Source organism: Brevundimonas vesicularis, assembly GCF_044807075.1.
Lineage (GTDB): Bacteria > Pseudomonadota > Alphaproteobacteria > Caulobacterales > Caulobacteraceae > Brevundimonas > Brevundimonas vesicularis_G.
In genome coordinates, this window is sequence record NZ_CP085234.1 from 2101153 (window position 1) to 2120453 (window position 19301).

The 19301-nt window shown below is 64.4% G+C and carries 24 protein-coding genes, 2 tRNA genes and 1 other RNA gene; 10 read left to right on the forward strand and 17 right to left on the reverse strand.

Annotation, left to right across the window (positions count from 1 at the left end; genetic code table 11):
- Nucleotides 1-13 precede the first annotated feature (13 nt).
- Entirely contained in the window at nt 14-2368 is a 2355-nt protein-coding gene (locus tag LG306_RS10430; RefSeq protein WP_404414239.1) for an ATP-dependent helicase, read from the reverse strand.
- Between the two features lie 217 nt (nt 2369-2585).
- On the opposite strand from LG306_RS10430, the gene LG306_RS10435 reads away from it, so the two are divergent.
- Complete coding sequence (locus tag LG306_RS10435; protein WP_404414241.1) at nt 2586-2720, forward strand: hypothetical protein; 135 nt, start codon at nt 2586-2588, stop codon at nt 2718-2720.
- 25 nt (nt 2721-2745) lie between these two features.
- On the opposite strand, the gene LG306_RS10440 is transcribed toward LG306_RS10435, so the two are convergent.
- Together LG306_RS10440 and LG306_RS10445 are read right to left on the reverse strand one after the other, a co-directional pair.
- Nucleotides 2746-2970 carry a ribbon-helix-helix domain-containing protein gene (locus LG306_RS10440; protein ID WP_066551428.1) on the reverse strand — a complete coding sequence of 75 codons (225 nt, stop codon included), beginning with the start codon at nt 2968-2970 and terminating at the stop codon, nt 2746-2748.
- Nucleotides 2967-3374, reverse strand: coding sequence for a YbaY family lipoprotein (locus LG306_RS10445; protein ID WP_404414243.1), 408 nt, complete (start codon nt 3372-3374; stop codon nt 2967-2969). Before LG306_RS10445 ends, LG306_RS10440 begins: the two co-directional genes overlap by 4 nt.
- Before the next feature lie 106 nt (nt 3375-3480).
- Between LG306_RS10445 and LG306_RS10450 the strand changes: the two genes are divergently transcribed.
- Nucleotides 3481-4365, forward strand: coding sequence for an EamA family transporter (locus tag LG306_RS10450; RefSeq protein ID WP_354074261.1), 885 nt, complete (start codon nt 3481-3483; stop codon nt 4363-4365).
- A 4-nt stretch (nt 4366-4369) separates the two neighbouring features.
- On the opposite strand, the gene LG306_RS10455 is transcribed toward LG306_RS10450, so the two are convergent.
- Complete coding sequence (locus LG306_RS10455; protein ID WP_404414245.1) at nt 4370-4558, reverse strand: DUF4169 family protein; 189 nt, start codon at nt 4556-4558, stop codon at nt 4370-4372.
- A 2-nt stretch (nt 4559-4560) separates the two neighbouring features.
- The gene (locus tag LG306_RS10460; RefSeq protein ID WP_404414247.1) at nt 4561-5820 is read right to left on the reverse strand and encodes a patatin-like phospholipase family protein; all 1260 of its coding nucleotides are present in this window, start codon (nt 5818-5820) and stop codon (nt 4561-4563) included.
- A 150-nt stretch (nt 5821-5970) separates the two neighbouring features.
- Here LG306_RS10460 and LG306_RS10465 point away from each other — a divergent pair, with 150 nt between their 5' ends.
- Nucleotides 5971-6210, forward strand: a complete 240-nt coding sequence (locus tag LG306_RS10465; RefSeq protein ID WP_039243689.1) for a DUF2171 domain-containing protein — start codon at nt 5971-5973, stop codon at nt 6208-6210.
- A gap of 96 nt (nt 6211-6306) precedes the next feature.
- Nucleotides 6307-6693 carry a YccF domain-containing protein gene (locus LG306_RS10470; RefSeq protein ID WP_404414250.1) on the forward strand — a complete coding sequence of 129 codons (387 nt, stop codon included), beginning with the start codon at nt 6307-6309 and terminating at the stop codon, nt 6691-6693.
- Between the two features lie 62 nt (nt 6694-6755).
- Here the strand turns inward: LG306_RS10470 and fumC are convergent, their stop codons facing one another.
- Entirely contained in the window at nt 6756-8147 is a 1392-nt protein-coding gene (fumC, locus tag LG306_RS10475) for a class II fumarate hydratase (protein WP_354074264.1), read from the reverse strand.
- Nucleotides 8148-8255: 108 nt separating this feature from the next.
- Between fumC and LG306_RS10480 the strand changes: the two genes are divergently transcribed.
- The gene (locus tag LG306_RS10480; protein ID WP_066551435.1) at nt 8256-8615 is read left to right on the forward strand and encodes a RusA family crossover junction endodeoxyribonuclease; all 360 of its coding nucleotides are present in this window, start codon (nt 8256-8258) and stop codon (nt 8613-8615) included.
- Between the two features lie 6 nt (nt 8616-8621).
- On the opposite strand, the gene LG306_RS10485 is transcribed toward LG306_RS10480, so the two are convergent.
- The 4 genes from LG306_RS10485 to miaA form a co-directional block, all read right to left on the reverse strand.
- The gene (locus LG306_RS10485; RefSeq protein ID WP_017504863.1) at nt 8622-9095 is read right to left on the reverse strand and encodes an SspB family protein; all 474 of its coding nucleotides are present in this window, start codon (nt 9093-9095) and stop codon (nt 8622-8624) included.
- Between the two features lie 111 nt (nt 9096-9206).
- Nucleotides 9207-9576, reverse strand: a transfer-messenger RNA (tmRNA) gene (gene ssrA, locus LG306_RS10490).
- Nucleotides 9577-9586: 10 nt separating this feature from the next.
- A complete protein-coding gene (locus LG306_RS10495) occupies nt 9587-9892 on the reverse strand; it encodes a hypothetical protein (protein WP_404414253.1) in 306 nt (101 codons plus the stop codon).
- Between the two features lie 48 nt (nt 9893-9940).
- Nucleotides 9941-10888, reverse strand: coding sequence for a tRNA (adenosine(37)-N6)-dimethylallyltransferase MiaA (gene miaA / locus LG306_RS10500; protein ID WP_404414255.1), 948 nt, complete (start codon nt 10886-10888; stop codon nt 9941-9943).
- 26 nt (nt 10889-10914) lie between these two features.
- Between miaA and LG306_RS10505 the strand changes: the two genes are divergently transcribed.
- Together LG306_RS10505 and LG306_RS10510 are read left to right on the forward strand one after the other, a co-directional pair.
- Entirely contained in the window at nt 10915-11982 is a 1068-nt protein-coding gene (locus LG306_RS10505; RefSeq protein ID WP_404414257.1) for an Mrp/NBP35 family ATP-binding protein, read from the forward strand.
- A 74-nt stretch (nt 11983-12056) separates the two neighbouring features.
- Entirely contained in the window at nt 12057-13154 is a 1098-nt protein-coding gene (locus LG306_RS10510; RefSeq protein WP_404414259.1) for an NADH:flavin oxidoreductase, read from the forward strand.
- 19 nt (nt 13155-13173) lie between these two features.
- Here the strand turns inward: LG306_RS10510 and LG306_RS10515 are convergent, their stop codons facing one another.
- The 6 genes from LG306_RS10515 to LG306_RS10540 form a co-directional block, all read right to left on the reverse strand.
- On the reverse strand, nt 13174-13494 hold the full coding sequence (locus LG306_RS10515) for a YbjQ family protein (protein ID WP_017504867.1): 321 nt from the start codon (nt 13492-13494) through the stop codon (nt 13174-13176).
- Between the two features lie 9 nt (nt 13495-13503).
- Nucleotides 13504-14031, reverse strand: coding sequence for a dihydrofolate reductase (locus tag LG306_RS10520; protein WP_404414261.1), 528 nt, complete (start codon nt 14029-14031; stop codon nt 13504-13506).
- Nucleotides 14028-14327: a phosphoribosyl-ATP pyrophosphohydrolase gene (locus LG306_RS10525; protein ID WP_265148348.1), complete on the reverse strand. Its 300-nt coding sequence runs from the start codon at nt 14325-14327 to the stop codon at nt 14028-14030. Before LG306_RS10525 ends, LG306_RS10520 begins: the two co-directional genes overlap by 4 nt.
- Nucleotides 14328-14331: 4 nt before the next feature.
- Nucleotides 14332-15186, reverse strand: a complete 855-nt coding sequence (locus LG306_RS10530; protein ID WP_404414263.1) for an alpha/beta hydrolase family protein — start codon at nt 15184-15186, stop codon at nt 14332-14334.
- 11 nt (nt 15187-15197) lie between these two features.
- Nucleotides 15198-16055 carry a thymidylate synthase gene (locus LG306_RS10535; RefSeq protein WP_404419707.1) on the reverse strand — a complete coding sequence of 286 codons (858 nt, stop codon included), beginning with the start codon at nt 16053-16055 and terminating at the stop codon, nt 15198-15200.
- Between the two features lie 607 nt (nt 16056-16662).
- Entirely contained in the window at nt 16663-17205 is a 543-nt protein-coding gene (locus LG306_RS10540) for a DUF924 family protein (RefSeq protein WP_404414265.1), read from the reverse strand.
- Between LG306_RS10540 and ilvC the strand changes: the two genes are divergently transcribed.
- Entirely contained in the window at nt 17204-18238 is a 1035-nt protein-coding gene (gene ilvC / locus LG306_RS10545) for a ketol-acid reductoisomerase (RefSeq protein ID WP_404414267.1), read from the forward strand. The two genes, LG306_RS10540 and ilvC, sit on opposite strands and share 2 nt — an antisense overlap.
- Nucleotides 18239-18298: 60 nt before the next feature.
- On the opposite strand, the gene LG306_RS10550 is transcribed toward ilvC, so the two are convergent.
- Nucleotides 18299-18375: transfer RNA gene (locus LG306_RS10550), tRNA-Pro, on the reverse strand.
- Nucleotides 18376-18576: 201 nt separating this feature from the next.
- Between LG306_RS10550 and LG306_RS10555 the strand changes: the two genes are divergently transcribed.
- Nucleotides 18577-18650: transfer RNA gene (locus LG306_RS10555), tRNA-Gln, on the forward strand.
- 125 nt (nt 18651-18775) lie between these two features.
- A complete protein-coding gene (locus tag LG306_RS10560; RefSeq protein WP_246845984.1) occupies nt 18776-19291 on the forward strand; it encodes a Dps family protein in 516 nt (171 codons plus the stop codon).
- The last annotated feature ends 10 nt before the right edge of the window (nt 19292-19301 follow it).

The following is a 19301-nucleotide window of genomic DNA, read 5'->3' on the forward strand; positions in this document are numbered from 1 at the left end:
TTAGAGCGCCGGGTTAAGCCTTCTCGACAAAGCTGTCGATCACGCGCTTCTCCCCGGCCTTTTCGAACTCGACCAGCAGCTTGTTGCCTTCGATCACGCGGACGTTTCCGTAGCCGAACTTCTGGTGGAAGACGCGTTCGCCCTTTTTCCAGCCTGAACTGGATTTGGGGTCGGCGGTGGCGATCAGTCGGCCGTCGCCCTCGATGACGGCTTTGCGCGCCGAGATCTTGGCCGGGGTTTGAGCGGCGGTGAAGGATTGGGCGCGTTTCCAGCCGGGGGAGGAATATCCGCTGCCGAACGATGGCGCGTCGTCCCAGCGGCTCTTGGCCTCCTTCATGCCGGTCGAAGCGCCGTAATAGCCGGTATCGGATTGGGGATCGACGTGGGCGATGGGCAGTTCGTCGACGAAGCGGCTGGGCAGTTGCGAGGTCCAGCGGCCATAGACCAACCGGTTGGCGGCGAAGGAGATGCGAGCGTCCTGCTTGGCGCGGGTGACGCCCACGTAAGCCAGGCGGCGTTCCTCCTCGAGGCCCTTCTCGCCCTTCTCATCGATGCTGCGCTGGCTGGGGAAGACGCCTTCTTCCCAGCCGGGCAGGAAGACCAGCGGAAACTCCAGTCCCTTGGCGCCGTGCAGGGTCATGATCTGAACCGCCCCGTCGCCGTTGGGGTCGTCGCTGGTCGCGCGCTCCAGATCCATAACCAGGTAGACGTGCTCCAGATAGGCCTGCAGCGTTTCGAACTGCTGCATCGACTGGGTCAGTTCCTTCAGGTTCTCCAGGCGGGTCTGGCCGCTGGTGCGGTCGGCCTTCTGCATGTCGGTATAGCCGCTCTCCTCCAGCACCGTCTCCATGACCTGCCAGTGGGGCGTGGTCTCGGACAGTTGGCGCCAGCGGTCGATGTCGCGCACGAAATTGGACAGGGCGGTGCGGGTGCGGGCCTGAAGTTCGTCGGTATTGATCAGGCCCCTGACGGCGGTCAGGGCCGACAGGTCGTGCTGGCGGGCCAGTTGCAGGATCTTCTGCACGCTGGTGTCGCCGATGCCGCGTTTGGGCACGTTGACGATCCGCTCGAAGGCGAGGTCGTCGTCTTCCGACAGGATCAGGCGCAGATAGGCGTGGGCGTCGCGAATCTCGGCGCGCTCGAAGAAGCGCGGCCCGCCGATGACGTTGTAGGGAATGGCCAGCATGACCAGGCGTTCTTCAAAGGCCCGCATCTGGAACGAGGCGCGGACCAGAATGGCCATGTCCTTGTATTTCAGGCCGGGTTCGCCGGCGTGGGGACGCCGCGCGGTCTCGATCTCGTCGGCGATCAGTCGGGCCTCGGCCTCGCCGTCCCAGACGCCGCGCACGCGCACCTTGTCGCCGCTGTCGTCCTCGGTCCACAGGGTCTTGCCCAGCCGGTCGCGGTTGGCGGCGATAAGGCCGGACGCCGCGCCCAGGATATGACTGGTCGAGCGATAGTTCCGCTCCAGCTTGACGATCTTGGCGCCAGGGAAGTCGCGCTCGAAGCGCAGGATGTTGTCCACCTCGGCCCCGCGCCAGCCGTAGATCGACTGATCATCGTCGCCTACGCAGCAGACGTTGCCGGTCGAGGCCGTCAGCAGCCGCAGCCACAGATACTGGGCGACGTTGGTGTCTTGGTATTCGTCCACCAGGATGTAGCGGAACCGACGGCGATATTCCTCAGCCAGGTCCGCATGCTGCGACAGGATTGTGATGTTGTGCAGCAGCAGATCGCCGAAGTCGCAGGCGTTCAGGCTACGCAAGCGCGCCTGATAGGCGGCGTACAGACCCTGACCCTTGCCGTTGGCGAAGTCCTCGCCGGACGGCAGCTTGTCCGGCGTCCAGCCGCGGTTCTTCCAGTGATCGATCAGGCCGGACAGCGACTTGGGCGTCCAGCGTTTGGTGTCGATGTTGGCCGCTTCGAGCAGCTGCTTCAGCACCCGTTCCTGGTCGTCGGTGTCGAGGATGGTGAAGCTGGATTTCAGCCCGACCAGTTCGGCGTGGCGACGCAAGATCTGGGCGGCGATGGAGTGGAAGGTGCCCAGCCAGCGCAACCCTTCGGCGGAGGGGCCGATCAGATGGGTGATCCGTTCGCGCATCTCGCGCGCGGCCTTGTTGGTGAAGGTGACGGCCAGCAGCTCCCACGGCTTGGCCCGGCCTGTCGCCAAGATGTGAGCCAGCCGTGTCGTCAGGACGCGAGTCTTGCCCGTGCCCGCGCCCGCCAGAACCAGAACCGGCCCCTCGGTCGTCTCGACCGCCTCGCGCTGTTCCGGGTTCAGCCCTTTTAGATAATCACGCGGCGCCTCGCCCTCGGGCGCACGGGCGCGCGCGAGGTCGGAAATGCGGGGGGCGGGAAGATCAGTCACAGGCGCAAAACTATCCGTCAGTCAGAATCGAAGCCGGAACATAAGGTGACCGCGCGGCAAAGTCAGGGCCGTCGCCACAATGAAACCTTGGAACCGCGCAGCGGAGGGTCGGTTCCTAGTTGCGATGCAGCACGATGCTCACAACCACAGGCCATCAGGCCGTAAGCCGCGGAGCGGGAAGGCGGGATGGATCTCCTTCACCCTGGGCATGGCTGTGATGTTCGTCGTCATGGCGATCTGGGTTGCGCTCGTCGAAACGGGTGAGGATCCGTCAGATGAGGTGCAGTTCATCGCCCGCTCGGATGCGACTGAACAAAAGTCCGACGCGGGCGCCCGTCGTCGAGCCGATTAGGTCTACATATCTGGAACGCGAGGTCTCAGGTCTGGCGTCCATGATCCGCCACCCAGTCCAGCGCCAGCAGGCGACAGGCGGACGCCAGGGGCCGTCTCCCGCGGTTGGCGTCGATCTCGGCCAGCAGTTGGGCCTTGCTGAGGCTGCGCGCAGCGGCGATCCGGTCCAGCACGGCCCAGAACTCCGGCTCCAGCGCCACCGACGTGGCATGGCCGGCGAGGGCGACCGAACGTTTGCTGAGACTGCTCAACGCGCGGACTTCAGCACGATCTCGGCCGAGGCCGGCGCGCCTTTCGTCAGGATCGCGTGGTGGGTGTCTGTGAGGAAGACTAGTGCGCCAGCCGCGTCGCGTATCTCGGCGCGCGCGGCATAGGTGTGGCGTGGATCGATCTGAGACGTAGGAAAGCCAAGGGTGACGAGATAGGGCGGGGCGCCGCTCAGCGGCTCTTGCGTCTCGGCGAGAACCTTGGCGGGAGCGTCGGCCAGACTGACATCCTCAACCCTGACGGTCAGGATATGGCCGGGCGGAAGCATGATCCGTTCGCGATAGGCAGCGGTCACGTTCACCACCGTCGTTCCGGTCGTCACGTCCGGCGTAGCGGCGCAGGCAGCCAGGACCAGGGCTGCGGGCAGGATCAGGGGGGCGTTTCGCATGGCGATCTCCTTCGAGACGCCTAGTGTGTCACACTCAGGCGCAAGACGTGAGGGCGCGTGGCGTCACGGCGTGTTATGCGAGCTGTCCACCGCCGGAGGTCAACTCTTGAGCCGCCCTTTCGCGATCGTCGCGATCGCCATCTGCGCCCTGATCTGGGGCACGACCTGGTATGCGATCACCCTGCAGCTGGGGCCGGTTGATTCCATCGTCTCCATCGTCTGGCGGTTTGGTCTGGCGTCGGCGGTGCTGTTCGCCTTCTGCGCCGTGACGCGACGGCCGCTGCGTCTGACCCGCAGCCAGCATCTGGCCGCCATCGGACAGGGCGCCTTCGTCTTCGCGGTCAGCTATGGCTTCGTCTATGCCGCAGAAGGGCAGGTGGCTTCGGCTGTGGTCGCGGTGATCTTCGCCGCCCTGGCCTTTGTGAACCTGATCCTGTTTCGGCTGCTGGGTGGACAGAAGGCGGCGCCGGCGGCGTGGATCGGCGCAGTACTGGGCGTCATGGGCGTCGGGGTCTTGTCCTACGGCCAGATCACGGCGGCCGGCGCTGGGCTCAATCCGGGGCTGGGCGTCCTCTTCGCGCTAACCGCTGTACTGGCTTCGGCGCTCGGCAACTGGTTCGCCTGGAAGGGACAGCAGGCGGGCGCGCCCGTTATGGCCGCCACGTCCTGGGCGATGGCTTATGGCACAGCCATGTTGGCGCTGTACGGCATGGCGACCGGCGTGACGTGGCGGATCGAGCCGACGCCGGACTATGTCCTGTCGCTGCTTTACCTCTCGCTGTTCGGTTCGGTGATCGCGTTCGGCTTGTACTTCACCATCGCGCGCCAACGCGGCTATGCCCTGGCCAGCTACATCTCGGCTCTGACGCCGCCCATCGCCATGCTGGTGTCGGTGCTGTTCGAGGGCGCGCGTTTCGGCTGGAGCGCCCTGATCGGCCTGGCGCTTGTGTTGGCGGGGCAGGTGATGCTGATCCGCGCGCCCAAGGCCTGAGCCGTCAGCCGTCGGATTTCGGCTTCAGCTTCTGACCGTCCAACTGCATATCGGCACGATGACGCTCAAGAGCGGACAGGGTCTTCTCGGCCTTGGAGCGTCCATGGGCCAAGCGGTTGGCGGCGGCCAACGCCTTGTCTTCGGCCTTGGCGCGGGTCTTTCGCGCCCGGTTCAGATTGATGATCTCGCCCATGACTACGCCTTGGGCTTTTCGGCGGGGGGCGCATCGGCCGGCGGGTTGGCCGAGGGCTCGGGTGCCAGCACAGCCGGCACCTGAGACTCCGAAATCGTCGTCTGGGGGATGAAGGGCTGGTCCGCCGGGCGCTCGCCCAGCCGGGTCCAGGCATCGGCGCCGCGTCCGCGCTGACGACCCAATTCGAACATGGCCGTCATGGTCTCCTGATCGAACTTCAGGCTAGAGGCGGCGACGTTGTCTGGAATGGCCGACAGCGCCATGTCCAGCCCATTGCGCCGCGCGAACGCCGCCGTCACTGCCAAATGGATGCGCAGCGACGACTTGCTCATGCTGTCATAGGTCCGCGCCAGGATTCCCGACAGGCGGCCGGGCGTAACGCCGTCGTTGCGGCCGACCTGACCATTGACGACGACATAGAGGGCGCCGACACGCCCTTCGTCCTTTGGACGGGTCCACAGCATCAGGTCTTCAGGAATGGCCAAGAACGGCGTGTTGACGCCGCCATCGACGTGCATTTCCAGAACCACCTTGTCGTCGTCCTGAAGCCCGGCGATCAGAACCGGAGGAAAGACGCCGGGAATGCTGGCCGAGGCGACCAGCACCTCCTTGAACAGTTCGCGGGCGTTCTCGTCGCCCTGAGTCGCCAAAAGACCCATGTCCCAGATGATGGTTTCCTCGCTGTCCAGATCGGTCGTCGCCACCAGCAACCGTCTGCCCTTGGCGTGCTCGCGCGCGACGGCCTGCATCAGTTCAGGGGTGACATTCTCGTCCACCAGATTGCGCAGGACCTGTGACGAGAACAGGCTCGGGTTCAGGAAGGCGGCGAAACTGCGCCAGCTCAGCAAATTGCTGGCGGCGCCGCTGGTGTAGGCGTGCTGAAGTTCGTCGTCCCAATCCGATCCAAGAAAGGCGAACGGAGCGGCAAGGGCCCCGGTGCTGACGCCGGTGACCACGTCGAACGCGGGGCGATCGCCCTGTTCGGTCCAACCGACCAGCAGCCCGGCGCCGTAGGCTCCGTTAGCGCCGCCGCCAGACAGCGCCAGGATCGAGGTGGGCTTGTCAGGCCGAAGTCGCTGACCGATCTCCTGGGTGAAGGCCTGCAGGCGCGCGCTGTCGCTGGCGCGGATGCGAGGGTCTTCCGCCTTGACGAGCGTGCCGTCTGCAATCCGAAGAGGGCCAGTCGGGCGATCCAGCGTTCCACACGCCGACAAGGCCAGGGCCATGAGGACGCCGAATAGGCCCGATCCAATCCGCCGCATATCTCGAGTTCCGGTTCCGTGTGAACGCCGGCTTCTACCACGTCCTGGCCAAGCCTGTCATCATGGCGATGAACAAGCGTCGCCGTTTGAAACCGTCGAAGGCCGGGTGTGTTCTCATCGGCAGGACAAACCAAACTGCCGGAGATACACATGGTTGACGTTTCGCTCATCAAAGAACACCTCGAAGTCGTAGGCTCGGACGGCGGTCACGTGGGCCGGGTCGATCACGTCCTGGGCGATCAGATCGAACTCGCGAAGCTGGATTTCGCCGGCGGCTTCAAGCACCACATGATCCCGGTCAGCTGGGTCGAACGGGTTGACGACAAGCACGTCCATCTGAGCCTGACGCAAGACGACGCCAAGGCGCGCTGGACCGAGAAGCCGCACTAAGGCCGATCTGAAGCCGATTTAATAAAGGCCCCGCTGCACAAGCGGGGCCTTTTGCTTATCTGAGATGTGTCGCATTGGGCGACATTGGAGCCTGTCTTGATGCGCCTGATCCTGAATGTCCTCTGGCTCATCTTCGGCGGCTGGATTTCCGGCCTGCTGTGGCTGCTCGGCGGCGCGATCCTGGCGCTGACCGTCGTCGGCCTGCCGTGGACGTTCGCGGCGTGGCGCATCGCCAGCTATTCGTTCTGGCCTTTCGGCCGCGAGATCGTGTGGCAGGACACGCATCCCGTCGCTGGCTGCGTCGGCGTCGTGTTGAACGTGGTCTGGTTCGTCGTGGCCGGCTGGTACATCGCCCTGACGCATTTGATCATTGCCGTGGCGGAGTTCGTCTCCATCATCGGCATTCCGTTCGCGCTGAAGGATCTCGAACTGGCCAAGCTGGCGCTGGCGCCGGTCGGACGCACCATCCGCGACAAGGCCTGACCCAAACGAAAACGCCGACGTCAGACGACGTCGGCGTTTCAAAAATCTCGATCTTGAGGAGATCAGCCCGGCGAGATCATCTTTTCCGGCCGCACGGCTTCATCGAACTCCGCGTCCGTCAGATAGCCGCCACCGACAGCCTCTTCGCGCAACGTGGTGCCGTTCTTGTGCGCGGTCTTGGCGATCTTGGCGCACAGGTCATAACCCAGCTTTCCGTTCAAAGCGGTGACGAGCATCAGCGAGTTGTTCAGGCCGCGCGCGATATTGTCCTCGCGCGCCTCGATGCCGACGACGCAGTTGTCGGTGAAGCTGATGGCCGCGTCGGCGACCAGGCGCACCGACTGCAGGAAGTTATAGGCCATCACGGGATTGTAGACGTTCAACTCGAAATGGCCTTGCGAGCCGGCGAAGGTCAGGGCGGCGTTGTTGCCGAACACCTGGACGCAGACCTGGGTCAGGGCCTCGCATTGGGTCGGATTGACCTTGCCCGGCATGATCGACGAGCCCGGCTCGTTTTCCGGCAACGCCAGTTCGCCCAGACCCGAACGCGGGCCGGAGCCCAGGAAGCGGATGTCGTTGGCGATTTTGAACAGGCTGGCGGCGACCGTGTTGATGGCGCCGTGGCTGAAGACCATCGCGTCGTGGGCGGCCAAGGCCTCGAACTTGTTCGGGGCCGTGGTGAAGGGCAGGCCGGTGATCTCGGCGATCTGGGCCGCAACCTTCTCGGCGAAGCCGATGGGCGCGTTCAGGCCGGTGCCGACGGCGGTGCCGCCCTGCGCCAATTCCATCAGTGCCGGCAGGGTCTGCTCGATGCGCTTGATGCCGTTCTCGACCTGTTGCGCATAGCCGCCGAACTCCTGTCCCAGCGTCAGAGGCGTGGCGTCCTGGGTATGGGTGCGGCCGATCTTGATGATGTGGCCCCAGGCCTTGGCCTTGGCGTCCAGGGCGGCGTGCAGATGCTTCAGCGCCGGGATCAGGTCTTTGACAACCTGTTCGGCGCAGGCGACGTGCATGGCCGTGGGATAGGTGTCGTTGGACGACTGGCTCATATTGACGTGGTCGTTGGGGTGAACCGGCTTTTTGGAGCCCATCTCGCCGCCCAAAATCTCGATCGCGCGGTTCGAGATCACCTCATTGGCGTTCATGTTCGACTGGGTGCCCGAACCCGTCTGCCAGACCACCAGCGGGAAATGGTCGTTCAGCTTGCCTTCGATGACCTCATTGGCGGCCTTGATGATGGCGTCGGCCAGCGCCGGATCCAGCTTGCCCAGGTCGCGGTTGGTCTCGGCGGCCGCACGCTTGACGATGCCCAGGGCGCGCACGACAGGCAGGGGCTGCTTCTCCCAGCCGATCTTGAAGTTGCCCAACGATCGCTGCGCCTGAGCACCCCAGTAGCGGTCGGCGGCGACTTCGATCGGGCCGAAGGTGTCGGTCTCTGTGCGGACGTTGCTCATGCGCGTAAATCTCGTCTCTCAGGCGTGGCGATGGGTTGCGCGGCGGTGTAGCACGAGAGCCATGCAGGGCAAGAAGAGCGCGGATATCCTCACACCGGCAATCGTCGCATGACAGCCGGCTGGATCGGGACCGGCAAGGTCAGGGCGCGCGAGGATGGCGATGCGGTCGAGATCGTTATCGACGGCCTGACGACCCAAGCCAAATACTACAAGCCGCTGGTCTATGAGTTCATGCGCAAGGAATGGCGCGGAGCCAGACCGTCATGGGGCGACCATGTCGTAGAAATCCGCATGGAGCATGTCGGCGAACCGCCCTGGATGGACCTCGACAATCTGGCCAAAGCCTTGCTCGACTCCATCAAGGGCTATCTGTTCCACGACGACGCCCAGGTCGCGCGGCTGCTGGTCGAAAGACGCGAAGGCGAAAGAGAGCGAATCCTGATCCGCTCCTATCCGCGCAAGGACTGACGGCGGCTATTTCTTGCGGAACTGGTCCAGCGAAACGACCTTGGGGCCGTCCGAAATCGGCGGCATGTCCTGGGGCGGGGTCGGCTCGTCTTCGACCTCGTCCAGAAGCTGCGGGTCTTCGAACTGCAGCAGAAATTGGACGCTGGGATCGTAGAAGCGCGTGATCGCGGAATAGGGTATGACCAGGCTCTTGGGCATGCCGCCGAAGCGCAGCTTGACCGAGAAACGCTCAGGCTCGACGCGCAGGTCGTCGTACTGGTGCTGCAGAACGACCGTCATCTCTTCCGGATATTTCGCCAGAATGTCAGGGGCCACACTGACGCCGACGGCGCGCGTCTTGAAGGTGATGTAGAAATGGTGGGCGCCGGGCAGGCCCTCAGCCAGTACGCGTTCCAGCGCGGCGCGCATGACGCCGCGCAGGGCTTCCTGCGCCAGCTGTTCGTACCGCATCTCATCGACCGGAGGGGCCTGGTCGCTCATCGTCACCTCACATCAGAGCGCGACTGATAGCGGCGCGGGGCCGCAGGCGAAAGGTGTCATGAAGGTAAAGCGCCGGGATTCTGGCGCCGGGCCTCCGATCATCTTTAGGAAAGTGCCGGGGGTTCTGTTGCCAGGCCCCCCGACGGGCCCCGCCCAGGGATCTGAACCCCTAGGACTTAAGATTCGAAATCACTCGAACCGCATTACGCGGCGAGAGCGACTTCTCCAGCGAAGTTATCGTTCGCAGTTAGAAAATGGCCCGATACGGTGGGCCAGGACGAGCGAAAGCAATCCTCTTTACACGTCCGTCGATGCTAGTCGGCCCCATGCTGCCTCCGCCGATAACGCGGGGAGAAAGTTGGTGGAGCCGCCGGGAATCGCACCCGGGTCCGGTCCGCTTATTACAAGCGCGTTTATCGCCATAGTCCGACCGAAACCGGACTATGGCGATATAGCGAAACTGTGCCGATGTTCCAATAGGAACGTCGATTTCATCCGCCGCCTTTTTGTTCACCAACTGCGGGATTGTACTGTCTGTCTAAACTGTCTCGGAACTGACTGCTTTCGTCACGCAGGCGCTGGCGCTGTGCGGCCGTCATGCAGACACGCTGACGTCGGTTGGAGCCGAGCACCGGCTCAGATCGACAAATGAGGCGATCGCCTTCTCGAACCTCTTCTGGGAGACTGCCTGGTGCAGCAGCGGACGGAGGCGAACCAGGTGCAATTTCTACCGTTTGCGGCGAGCGCATCGGCTGGGCTTGCAACAGCATTACGGCGAACAACAAAGCGTCTATCATTTCAACTCCATCCAAGATTACGACTACCTCACCTTGTATGGGCATTTGTCAAGGCGCGACCAAGTCGGTGTTGCCTGTGCATCGACACCACCCAGAGTTTTGATTTCTAAACCATGTCAGCTGCCGTTTGGCGTAGTTCCGAGTCGCCTGCTTCAGGGCGGCAACCGCATCATCACGAGCCAGCCCGCCTGTGAGATGTGCGGCCATTTCACGAACGCCTACCGCCTTCATGGCGGGTAGGGCAGCATTTAAGCCGCGAGCCAGAAGCACCTCGACTTCGTCCATGGCGCCCTGAGCCATCATCAGGTCCACGCGCAGATCGCACATTTTGTAGAGCACCTGCCGGTTGGGTTCGATGACTAGCCCCTTCCATGAGCCGGTTGGCAAAAGCGGCTGAGTGTCGGCCTTCCAACCAGTGACCGAGCGCCCGCTAGCAACGAAGACGCTCATAGCTCGAACCAGCCGCTGCCTATCTCCTTGTTGGATGGTGCTGGCTGCGTCAGGATCGACCTGGGCAAGGCGAGATCGGAAGACCATCTCCCCTTGTGTCAGATAGTCGTCGTTCACCTCGTCCCTTACGGCGCTTGGCACCGCAGGAATGTCCGCCAGACCTCGCGTCAGGCTGGTGAAATAGAGACCGGTGCCGCCAACTACGATGGCTGGCCGGCCGTGTTCACGGAGGTCGTCGAGCAACGCCATGACGGCGCGACTCCAGCGCCCCACCGACCAGGCGTCGGCCGCGTCTGCGACGCCATACAGTTGATGATCGGCCTGGGCTTCATCCTCAGCGGAGGGGCGGGCCGTCAGGATGCGCAGGTCGGCGTACAGCTGTTGGCTGTCGGCGTTGATGATCATTGCGCCCGTTTCGCGCGCCATCTTCAGCGCCAGCGCCGACTTGCCCGAGGCGGTGGGGCCAGCGATCAGGGTGATTGAGGACGGCTGGGACAAATCGTGGCTCGCGGGACGGGTTCGAGGGCGATAGAACGCGCGCATCATCGCCTGCAAGTCCCTTGGAGATCGCCTTGGTCGAACGCACCGCCGTCATCGCCGCCCTGGACGCCATCATCGATCCGGTTTCCGGCCAGGGGCTGGTCACCGCCGGTCTGGTTCAGGGTCTGGTCGTGGCCGAGGATCGGGCGGGGTTTGCTCTGGAAGTCGATCACACTCAAGCGGCCGCCTACGCACCGGTTCGTGACGCGGCGGAGGCTGCGTTAAAGGCTATTCCCGGCATGGCGCGGGTCTCGGTCATCCTGACGGCCGAGACCAAACCTGCTGCTGCGCCGCGCACGGCCGGCCTGTCAAAGGCGGCGGTCGATCAGGGGCGCGCCAAGGCCCCGGTCCCATCCGATCGTCCCGCGCATGTCCGTCGCGTCCTTGCCGTCGCCAGCGGAAAGGGCGGGGTCGGCAAGTCCACCGTCGCGGTGAATTTGGCTGCTGCACTTTCGGCGCGCGGGCTTTCGGTCGGCATTCTCGACGCCGATGTGTATGGGCCGTCGCTGCCGACCATGCTGGGCATCAGTGGTCAGCCCGCTTATGAGGACGGCGCCATCGTGCCGCACGTCGCCCACGGGCTGAAGGCCATGTCGGTCGGTCTGCTGACCAAGATGGACGACGCCATGATCTGGCGCGGACCGATGGCGTCGCAGGCGATCACCCAGATGCTGACCCAGACGCGTTGGGGGACGGCGGATGCGCCGCTGGACGTGCTGGTGGTTGATCTGCCGCCGGGCACGGGCGACGTGCAACTGACCTTGATCCAGAAGACGCCGCTGGATGGGGTGGTGATCGTTTCGACGCCGCAGGAAGTGGCTCTGGCCGATGCGCGACGCGCCCACACCCTGTTTCAGCGCGTCAATGTGCCAACTCTGGGTCTGATCGAAAACATGAGCGGGCCAGTCTTCGGTGAAGGCGGGGCGGAAGCCGAGGCCGAGCGCCTGTCCACTCCGTTTTTGGGCGATTTGCCCTTGGACGCCGCATTGCGGGAAGGCGGCGACGCCGGACGACCGCTGTTCGCAACCGACCCGCAGCGCGATATCGCCGGCCGCTTCGACGAGATCGCTGGCCGTGTCTCGGCGGCGCTCGGTCTTTAGAAAAGCAGAGGTAGGGGTTTTCAAACGCAACTCTGTTCGCCACCTTGGGAGCTGCAGATAGCCAAGGAAATCCGATGAGCCTCGATGCCCTGTTCCGCCCCTTCACGATCAAGGGGCTGACCCTGCCTAACCGCATCGTCATGGCGCCCATGACGCGGTCCTTCTCGCCGAACGGCATCCCGACCTCCGACGTCGCCGGCTACTATCGTCGGCGGGCCGAAGGCGGGGTGGGCCTGATCGTCACCGAGGGCACGGTCGTCGAGCGGCCGGCGGCGCGCAACGACGCCAATGTTCCGGTTTTCCACGGCGACGCATTGCCGGAATGGAAATCGGTCGTGGATGAGGTTCACGCCGCCGGCGGGCTGATCGCGCCGCAAATCTGGCATGTCGGTTCGGCGCGGGGACAGGGGGCGGATTGGACGCCGCTGGGCAAGGTGGACAGCCCCTCGGGCCTGACGTCGCCGGGCAAGCCCAAATACGAGCCCATGACCCAGGAGGATGTCGCCGACACCATCGCCGCCTTCGGTCGGTCGGCGCGAGCCGCTCGCGACCTGGGTTTCGACGCCGTCGAGATTCACGGCGCCCACGGCTATCTGATCGACCAGTTCTTCTGGGGCGGGGTCAATCTGCGTGAGGATCGCTGGGGCGGGCCGACAATCGCCGACCGCGCCCGTTTCGGCGCCGAGGTCGTCAAGGCGGTGCGTGAGGGCGTCGGCGACGACATTCCGGTCATCCTGCGCCTGTCGCAATGGAAGCAGCAGGATTTCACAGCCCGAATCGCCGAGACGCCGGATCAAATGGTCGAATGGCTGACGCCGCTGTCGGACGCCGGCGTCGATGTGTTCCACTGCTCGCAGCGCCGCTTCTGGGAGCCGGAGTTCGAAGGTTCGGACCTGAACTTCGCCGGCTGGACCAAGAAGCTGATGGGCAAGCCCACGATCACCGTCGGGTCCGTGGGTCTGGACGGCGAGTTCATCGCGGCCTTCGGCGGCGAAGGCTCAAAGCCCGCGTCGCTGGACGGTCTTCTGCGCCGTCTGGAGAACGAGGAGTTCGACCTGGTCGCCGTCGGCCGTGCGCTGCTGGCCGATCCTCAGTGGGTCGCCAAGATCCGCGACGGCCGCGAAGACGAGCTGCGCAACTTCGAGCGTTCGGACCTGATGACCCTGTCCTGATCGGGAAACGTCGAGCCGGTTATGCCGGCTCGACGATCACGCCCGTGCCGTAAGCCAAGACCTCAGTGACGCCCGGCATGATCTCCGTCGCGTCATAGCGGACGGCCAGAATGGCGTTGGCGCCGTGGGCCTGGGCGTGTTTGACCAGTTCGTCATAGGCTTCCTGACGCCCGGCCTCGGCCAGCTTCACATAGGCGCCGACGCGGCCGCCTAGCATGGACTGCACCCCGCCGATGGCGTCGGAGATGGCGTTGCGCGAGCGGACCGTGACACCGCGCACCAGGCCGATGTGGCGAGTGACGCGAAAGCCGGGCAGGTCGTTGGTCGTGGTGACGTACATCTGTTTCTCCTAGCGGCGTTCCAGCACGCGGAAGGTGAAGGCGTGATCGTCCTTCTCGCCAGCCGGATGCGATTCCGACGATACCTCGATCCAGGCCGTTTCGTCGAATGAAGGAAAGACGGCGTCGCCTTCCGGCGAAGCCTCCACCTCGGTGATGTAGAGGCGTTTCGCGCGGGGCAGGGCGGCCTCGAACAGGGCTGTACCGCCGATGACGCAGATTTCGTCCACCCCGTCGTCCTCAGCCGTTTCGCGTCCGATCTCGATGGCCTCGTCCAGAGTGGCGCAGACCAGGCCGCCCTTGGCCATGCCGTCCGCCTCGTAGGACTGGTCCCGCGTCAGGATCAGATTGAGCCGGCCAGGCAGGGGTTTCAGCGGCAAGCTTTCCCAGGTCTTGCGCCCCATCAGGCAGGGCTTGCCCACGGTGATGGCCTTGAAGCGCTGCAGATCGCTGCGCAGCCGCCAGGGCAAGTCGCCGTCACGGCCGATGACGCCGTTGCGTCCACGCGCGACGACCAATGCGATCTGGGGAACGGTCATGCTTTGGGCTCCAGCCACTTCAGCCATTTGCGCTGCATGGCCTGATCAAGATCGACGCCCGCTCGCGCGCAGTAGATCAGCAGCATCCCCAGCACATCTGCCGCCTCGTCACCCAGCGCCTGGCTGTCAGGCGCGCCCCGTGCGCGGCCGGTCAGGCGCAGATGCTCGGCGGTCAGTTCGCCCAGCTCTTCCTGCAGCTTCAGCAAGGCCCAATCGCGGTCACGGTCGATGTCGTGCTCGGCGGCGTAGATGTCGGAGATGCGAAGCACCGACGCGGTCAGATCGCGCAAATCCATCCGTTCAGCGACGCTCGACGCTGACGCCATCCGCCGCAAAGGCCTGCAGGCGCGACCGGGCGTCGGCGTCGTTCAGCGCGTAGGCATCGAGAAAATCCTCCGTCGCCCGGATGATCTGATCAAACTGCTCGCCTTGCGCCGTCCCCGGCAGCTGGTGGTCTGCGCCCGTGAAGATCACGAGGGTTTTGTCGCCGGCCGGACTGTTGTCGAACGGCGCGCGATGATCGCGCCAATCGCTGACGAAGCCGGGCACCAGATCCTGATCGCCGGTGATCACCAACAGCGGACGGTCAAGCGTGCGGTAGCTGTCGGAGGTGACGAGGCCGGGGATGGAGCCGGCCGAGGAAAAGGCGATCACGCCCTTTACCGCCGGATCGCCTGCGGGTCCCGCCGCCGTGACGGCGCCGCCCTCGATTACGGACATCAGAGAGCCGAACGAATGCCCCGCCACGATCAGCGGTTTGCCCGAATGCGCATGGGCGGCGATGCCGCGTGCGACGCCCAGGTCGACCAGTCTGGTCGAGAAGGCGGCGCGATCATCGTATTTCTCATGTTCGGGATGGCGCAGAGAGTCGACGTGCAGCGGTGCGATGACCGTGAAACCATGCGCCGCCCAGGCCGACAGAATGCGAGCATAGGCCGTCGGCGAACCGTTATAGCCGTGGCTGAACACCACTACGCCGCGTTCGACCGGGGCGGTCCAGATGCTGATCGGTATGGAGCGACCGTCCGGCGCCGGGATACGGGTTTGGGTCGGCGTGATCTCTGCGGCTTCGACGGCGGATGAGATCGGCTGGGCGACCGCCGACGCGGCGGGCGCCGCGAGCAGAATGAGACCGAGGGAGAAAGCGCGGATCATCGTGAACGACCTTAAACGGCGACGGCGGCCTTGATGTGCGGCCAGGCTTCGTAGCCTTCGAGGACGAAGTCTGACAGGTCGAAGGCGAACAGGTCGGTCTTGGGCGCGATCTGCATGACAGGCAGGGGCAGAGGCTCGCGGGTCAGCTGAAGCTCGGCCTGTTCGAGGTGGTTCAGATAAAGGTGGGCGTCGCCGAAGGTGTGGACGAAGTCGCCCGGCTCCAGCCCTACGACCTGGGCCAGCATCATCGTCAGCAGGGCGTAGGAGGCGATGTTGAAGGGCACGCCCAGGAAGACGTCGGCGCTGCGCTGATACAGCTGGCAGCTCAGTTTTCCATCCGCGACGAAAAACTGGAACAGGCAATGACAGGGCGGTAGGGCCATGTCGTCGACATCGGCCGGGTTCCAGGCGGTGACGATGTGGCGGCGGCTGTTCGGATTGGTCTTCAGTCCGTGAACCAGTTTCTCGATCTGGTCGATGACGCGGCCGTCCGGCGCGGTCCAGGACCGCCATTGCTTGCCATAGACCGGACCCAGTTCGCCCTCGGCATCGGCCCATTCGTCCCAGATGCGGACGCCGTTGTCCTTCAGATAGGCGATATTGGTCTCGCCGCGCAGGAACCACAGCAGTTCGACGATGATCGAGCGCAGATGCAGCTTCTTGGTCGTCAGGACCGGAAAGCCCCTGGACAGATCGAACCGCATCTGGCGGCCGAAGACGCCCAAGGTGCCGGTGCCGGTGCGATCGTCGCGGCGGACGCCATTGTCGAGGATGTCGCGCAGCAGGTTCAGATACTGCCGCTCGGGATGATCGGCGGGCGCCGCGGCGATGCGAGCGTGGACGTCGGCCCGAAGCGTGGCGTTGATCATCTGAACGGTCATGAAATGAGGGTGCCTCAGAATTGCGATTCGCGATGGTGACAAATCGGCGTCGTCCACAGAATTGATTCGGTCAGGCATGGCAAAGCGCCTTCGCGGCGTTCGGCCTGCGGAGTTGGTGGAGGGCTGGGCGGAGCGCCGGGCCTTCGCCCGGAGTTCTGTGATGTGAAGTACCGTTTCGACGAAGGGTGTGACGCTCCGCGCGGTGGGTTGGCCTGCAAGCTCGGGGCGCCGAGCGGTGGCGGTCTTATCGCCTAACCCCATAAGCCTGCGACGGGCGGGTCGGAGCAGCGATCCCCGATCCCCGGTGCGGCCGAGTATCCCCCTCGACCCTGCGACGCGACTGCGGACGCCGGGGCGATTCCCCGACCGATCAGCCCCGGCGCCGCGATGGGATTTCACCATCGCCCCCGTTCCCTCCGCTCTCGCCGCCGCAAGGTCGCAGGCCAGGCGAGCCCTCCATGCGACGAGACGGATGTATTATGGGGCCGTTTGACCCCGTGGATGGGAGACGGGGGACATATTTCGGCAAGCGGTTGGAATTGTTGGAAATGGACCAGCGGCATTGCGATGGCTGGCGTGTCCATCGCGTACGGTTTCAGCCGCCAAAACCACCTTCGTCGAGAAAGGCCTGTTCTTCAGGCGTCGTCTGGCGGCCCAGCGCGGCGTTGCGGTGCGGGAAGCGGCCAAAGCGGACGATGATGTCGCGGTGCAGCTTGCCCCATTTCTCCAGCTCTTCATCGCCGGCGACCAAGGTCATGTAGCGGTCCTGATCCTCGATCCGTTCGGAATGTTCGAAGGGCAGCAGCAGGAAGTTCTTCAGCGCCGGCTCGACCGCCAGATGCAGATCGCGGGCTACGGCTTGGTTGGCGAACATCAGGGCCAGCGGGTCGGTGGCGAACTGATGAGCCGTGCCGCGAAAACTGTTTCGGGGATACTGGTCCAGCAGGATCAACAGCGCCAAGGCCCCATCGGCCGTGTCCATCCAAACGTCCAGTTCGCGGCGCGCGGCGGCCCAATGCAGGGCGCGGCCTCGGTCGCGGAAGTCGGCGTCGAACGCCTCGTCCTTGGCGAACCACTTTTCGGGTCCAGCCTCTTTCCAGAGGGCGACGACGTCGGATGGGGTTATGAAGGCGGTCATGACCCAGACCCTACCCAATCCGCTGCCTGTCTTCCACGACCGCGACTGCGACCTTTCGATCATTCGCCGCAAGCGCGTGGCCATGATCGGTTATGGTAGCCAAGGCCGGACCCATGCGCTGAACATGCGCGATTCCGGCGTGACTGACATCGTTGTGGGTTTGAAGTCTGGCTCCAAGACGCGAGACCTGGCCCGCGCCGACGGGTTCGCGGTGATGACGGCCGGACAGGCCGCGTCGGGCGCCGACGTGGTCGCCGTCATGACTTCGGACGAGGCGCACCGCGATCTGTGGCGCGACGAACTGGAGCCGAACGTGCGGCCGGGCGCGGCCCTGGTCTTCGCCCACGGCCTGTCGGTGCGGTTCGGTCTGGTCGAACCGCGCGCGGATCTGGACGTCATCCTGGCCTCGCCCAAGGGGATCGGGCCGCGTATCCGCGATCTGTACGAAGCCGGAGAGGGGGTCTTCTGCCTGTTCGGCGTGCAGCAGGACGCGACGGGCGGCGCGCATGCGCTGGGCCTGTCCTATGCGGCGGCGCTGGGGTGCGGGCGCAAGGGCATTCTGGAAACGACGATGCGCGACGAGTGCGAGAGCGACCTGTTCGGAGAACAGGTGGTTCTGTGCGGCGGCATCGCCGAACTGATCGACACGGCCTTCATGAAACTGGTCGACGCCGGCTATCCGCCCGAGGTGGCGTGGTTCGAATGTTTTTACGAGACCAAGCTGGTGACCGACCTGATGTACGAACGCGGCATTGCGGGCGCCTTCGCCAAGATTTCGAACACGGCGGAATACGGCGCCTATCTGACCGGACCGCGCGTCATCGGAGCCGAATCTCGCCAAGCGATGGATCAGGTGTTGGCGGAGGTTCAAGACGGGACGTTCGTGCGGCGGCTGATGGCCGATTACGACGCGGGCTCGCCCGACCTGACCGCGCGCCGAAAGGCGCTGGGCTCAAGGACCATCGAGTCGGTTGGAGCGCATCTGAATGCGGTGGCGCGCCAGGCGATGGAGAGCGCGGCGAACGACGACTGACGCGGCTCTGGCAGCGGGCGAAGACCCGCTGTCGCATCGTCGATTATTCTGAGGAGAAGATGGTCGGAGTGAGAGGATTCGAACCTCCGACCCCTGCGTCCCGAACGCAGTGCTCTACCAGGCTGAGCCACACTCCGACCGTAGGGGCTGGCCTGGCGGCGTCGCCCCGAAGTGAGGACGCGGCTTATAGCCATGGGTTCGATAGGCCGCAAGCGCCCATTTCGACCCCTCTTCCGGGTAAGCGAAAATAGTCCTGAAAGAGGGTGTTGCATCCCAAATCGGCTTGGCGTATCTGACCGCCTCCGCCGCACAGAGTGCTTCGGAAACGCCGGTCCTGCTGGGGAATGGTGTAATGGTAACACTACGGTTTTTGGTACCGTCATTCTAGGTTCGAGTCCTAGTTCCCCAGCCATCCGCCGACAAAGGTCGGCGCCGCCGAACCACTTCACAGCTTCAGCATTATCATCTGCGCCAGGGCTTCCGTCCGGATGCCCGGCTACCTAGCTTGACCGCAGACTGCTGCTGAGGAGAACGATGATGGCCACCGCCAAAGAAAAGCGCCTGGCGCCCCTGAAGACGCCGACGAGCCTGTCGGAGGAGGCGACCCAGAGCATTTCCGCCGCTCTGACCGGCCTGCTGGCCGATACGTTCGCTCTCTACATCAAGACGAAGAACTTCCACTGGCACGTCTCGGGTCCGCATTTCCGGGACTATCATCTGATGCTGGACGAGCAGTCGGCGGAAATCCTGGCCATGACCGATCCCATGGCCGAGCGGGCGCGCAAGATCGGCGGGACCACGCTTCGCTCCATTGGCCAGATCGCCAAGGAATCACGCATCGCCGACAATGACGCCGACTATGTCGACCCGCTGGATATGCTGGCCGAGCTTCGCGACGACAACGGTGAACTGATCGGCCGGATGCGCGAGGTGCATGACCTGTGCGACGAGCATAACGACGTCGCGACCGCCAGCTTGCTGGAGAACTGGATCGACGAGAGCGAGAAACGCGTCTGGTTTCTGTTCGAATCGGGTCGTCGCGGCAACGGCTGAGGAACCGCAG

Coding starts and splice junctions, on each gene's coding strand:
- LG306_RS10435 (WP_404414241.1), top strand. CDS start 2,586: ATGTTCGTCGTCATGGCGATCTGGGTTGCGCTCGTCGAAACGGGTGAG.
- LG306_RS10445 (WP_404414243.1), bottom strand. CDS start 3,374: ATGCGAAACGCCCCCCTGATCCTGCCCGCAGCCCTGGTCCTGGCTGCC.
- LG306_RS10455 (WP_404414245.1), bottom strand. CDS start 4,558: ATGGGCGAGATCATCAATCTGAACCGGGCGCGAAAGACCCGCGCCAAG.
- LG306_RS10460 (WP_404414247.1), bottom strand. CDS start 5,820: ATGCGGCGGATTGGATCGGGCCTATTCGGCGTCCTCATGGCCCTGGCC.
- LG306_RS10465 (WP_039243689.1), top strand. CDS start 5,971: ATGGTTGACGTTTCGCTCATCAAAGAACACCTCGAAGTCGTAGGCTCG.
- fumC (WP_354074264.1), bottom strand. CDS start 8,147: ATGAGCAACGTCCGCACAGAGACCGACACCTTCGGCCCGATCGAAGTC.
- LG306_RS10480 (WP_066551435.1), top strand. CDS start 8,256: ATGACAGCCGGCTGGATCGGGACCGGCAAGGTCAGGGCGCGCGAGGAT.
- LG306_RS10485 (WP_017504863.1), bottom strand. CDS start 9,095: ATGAGCGACCAGGCCCCTCCGGTCGATGAGATGCGGTACGAACAGCTG.
- LG306_RS10495 (WP_404414253.1), bottom strand. CDS start 9,892: ATGATAGACGCTTTGTTGTTCGCCGTAATGCTGTTGCAAGCCCAGCCG.
- miaA (WP_404414255.1), bottom strand. CDS start 10,888: ATGATGCGCGCGTTCTATCGCCCTCGAACCCGTCCCGCGAGCCACGAT.
- LG306_RS10510 (WP_404414259.1), top strand. CDS start 12,057: ATGAGCCTCGATGCCCTGTTCCGCCCCTTCACGATCAAGGGGCTGACC.
- LG306_RS10515 (WP_017504867.1), bottom strand. CDS start 13,494: ATGTACGTCACCACGACCAACGACCTGCCCGGCTTTCGCGTCACTCGC.
- LG306_RS10520 (WP_404414261.1), bottom strand. CDS start 14,031: ATGACCGTTCCCCAGATCGCATTGGTCGTCGCGCGTGGACGCAACGGC.
- LG306_RS10525 (WP_265148348.1), bottom strand. CDS start 14,327: ATGGATTTGCGCGATCTGACCGCGTCGGTGCTTCGCATCTCCGACATC.
- LG306_RS10530 (WP_404414263.1), bottom strand. CDS start 15,186: ATGATCCGCGCTTTCTCCCTCGGTCTCATTCTGCTCGCGGCGCCCGCC.
- LG306_RS10535 (WP_404419707.1), bottom strand. CDS start 16,055: ATGATCAACGCCACGCTTCGGGCCGACGTCCACGCTCGCATCGCCGCG.
- ilvC (WP_404414267.1), top strand. CDS start 17,204: ATGACCCAGACCCTACCCAATCCGCTGCCTGTCTTCCACGACCGCGAC.
- LG306_RS10540 (WP_404414265.1), bottom strand. CDS start 17,205: ATGACCGCCTTCATAACCCCATCCGACGTCGTCGCCCTCTGGAAAGAG.
- LG306_RS10560 (WP_246845984.1), top strand. CDS start 18,776: ATGGCCACCGCCAAAGAAAAGCGCCTGGCGCCCCTGAAGACGCCGACG.